General features: G+C 51.2%; 1 protein-coding gene. It reads left to right on the top strand.

Going from position 1 to position 576, the window contains the following annotated elements:
* A partial coding sequence (locus tag J7438_RS27080) for a hypothetical protein (protein ID WP_209279109.1) occupies positions 1–576 on the top strand: 576 nt, incomplete at both ends.

Below are 576 nucleotides of genomic sequence, written 5' to 3'. Positions count from 1 at the left end.
TTTCAGGATCATCCCGATCTTCTGTTCCTGGCGGCCTGCAGTGGCTTATACTCCCTGGAAAAAATTCCAGCTCCGTTAAGAACCATGGACGTCTGTTGTTTGGCCCTTGAGGCTGTCGAGCCAAATTCAGAAACCATAAAGCATGTGCCTGAACCCCTTCGCCACCAGCTACCTTATGATTTATTGCTGGCCGTTGCCCCTCAATATCTCCCACAGGACATTCGCCAGGCAATGGTAGCCAGCGGGGATACCTGTATGCCATTGTCCTGCCGACAGCAGGGCAAGCCGATAATGCATCGATACATTTTGCTGGAACCGCTGGAGCAGCGACCTTATGATGAGCTAAAGTTTTCCAGCAGCATATTTTTGCAGAAAGCCTTATTAAGCAGTGCTCCGTTTGCCCTGCGCAACCTTGCCATGGGGCATGCGCTTCAGAAAGCCATTGAACAGCACTGTTGCCAGCAGAAACAGAGACTGCACCAGGCGCAGTTGCCAGTATTGACGAAGCCGTTATCCGCGAATTGTACTGTTTATGGGGGACGGGCGTTAATGATGAACACCCGTACGAAGATATCC

The sequence above is a fragment of the Thalassotalea sp. G20_0 genome (genome assembly GCF_017744175.1).
GTDB lineage: Bacteria > Pseudomonadota > Gammaproteobacteria > Pseudomonadales > Endozoicomonadaceae > Endozoicomonas.
This window is presented reverse-complemented; position numbering and strand designations above follow the sequence as displayed.